Source organism: Candidatus Clostridium helianthi (assembly GCF_045310795.1).
In the GTDB taxonomy this organism is placed as follows: domain Bacteria; phylum Bacillota; class Clostridia; order Clostridiales; family Clostridiaceae; genus Clostridium; species Clostridium helianthi.
The window spans coordinates 1-1,454 of the sequence record NZ_JBJIAB010000102.1 but is presented as its reverse complement, the minus strand read 5'-3'; the positions used below and the strand labels follow the sequence as shown (position 1 = coordinate 1,454).

Genomic DNA, 1,454 nt, shown 5'->3' with positions numbered 1-1,454 from the left:
GTTGTTTTGTTCATTTTATATTAATGGATATTTTTCACAATAAATTATTTTGGGAATTTCATTTTGCAACATATATACTATCATTTTTAATAAATAATAAAGGAAATATAGTAAAAAGGGATTCTCTTATGGAGTACCTTTGGAAAGCAGATTTTTTTGTAGACGATAGCACTTTAAATGTTAATATAAATAGATTAAGAAAGAAGCTTGAAGAAATAGGAATAGAAAATCCAATAGAAACAAGAAGAGGAATGGGGTATATTATGCCATGACTATAAGTGAATTTCTTAAAGATAAAGCTATTGTAATGCTATGTAATAGTCTCATGTTTATTATATTGTCAATAATAATGTTTGTTATAAATGTTAACTTAATTATAGTTATATTTGTTTTTTGTATATGGTTTTTCCCGTTAGGATCTTACATGGCTTTAGAATATATAAAGCATAAAAAGTATTTTGGGGAGATTGACAGTTTATTAGAAAAATTGGATAAGAAATATTTAATTCCAGAGATGCTAAAGGAAGCAGAATCTGTACAAGGAGAAAAGTTTAACTCTATACTAAAGGAATTAAGCAGAGATATGTATGAGCATGTAAAATATTATAAAGATCTGCAGGAAGATTATAGAGAATATTTAGAAGCCTGGATTCATGAAATTAAAACACCAATAGCTTCTTCAAAGCTTATTATTGAGAATAATCAAAATGAAGTAACTAATAAAATAGATTTTCAGATAGACAAAATTGAAAGATTTGTGGAACAGGTACTTTACTATTCTAGAAGTAATAATGCTTATAAAGATTATATAATAAAACAAATTAATCTAGGTGATGTAGTAAAAAATGTAGTAAAAAGAAACTATAGAGATTTCATTCATAAGAAAATAAAAATCAATATAAATGACATTGAGGAAAAGGTATATAGCGATGGGAAATGGGCTGAATTTATTATTAATCAGATAATAGTAAATTCAATAAAATACTCAAGTAATAAAGAACCTCAAATTAATATATCATCAATGAAAAAAGCTAATTCAGTAATGTTATTTATAGAAGATAATGGAGTAGGGATAATAGAGAAAGATATAGATAGAGTCTTTGAAAAAGGCTTCACTGGTGAGAATGGAAGAAGATTTAGCAAAAGTACGGGTATGGGTTTGTATTTATGTGAAAAGCTCTGCTTAAAGCTGGGACTAAAAATTTCAATTGATTCTGAGGTTAATAAAGGAACCAAAGTTACATTAATATTTCCGCTATCTGGCATGGCTACTTTTTGTGATGAGTAATGGGGAAGCTAATGATTAAAAAGAGGTTTGTTCAGAAACTGAATTGTAGTATATTCACCAATTATATTATAATTGATTCAGAATAGTAAATAAGAACTAAATCGCTAAAAGCGACGGCTTGGTTTAGTGATTAAATAAAATTTTATATGGAAAAAATAAGAAGTGA

At 26.6% G+C, this 1,454-nt stretch carries 2 protein-coding genes; both read left to right on the top strand.

Going from position 1 to position 1,454, the window contains the following annotated elements; all coding sequences use genetic code 11:
* Nucleotides 1–272, top strand: a 272-nt coding sequence (locus ACJDTP_RS27350) for a winged helix-turn-helix domain-containing protein (protein ID WP_406762998.1), incomplete at its 5' end; no start/stop codon positions are given.
* Nucleotides 269–1,288, top strand: coding sequence for a sensor histidine kinase (locus tag ACJDTP_RS27345; protein ID WP_406762997.1), 1,020 nt, complete (start codon nt 269–271; stop codon nt 1,286–1,288). The genes ACJDTP_RS27350 and ACJDTP_RS27345, both read left to right, overlap by 4 nt.
* Nucleotides 1,289–1,454 lie beyond the last annotated feature (166 nt).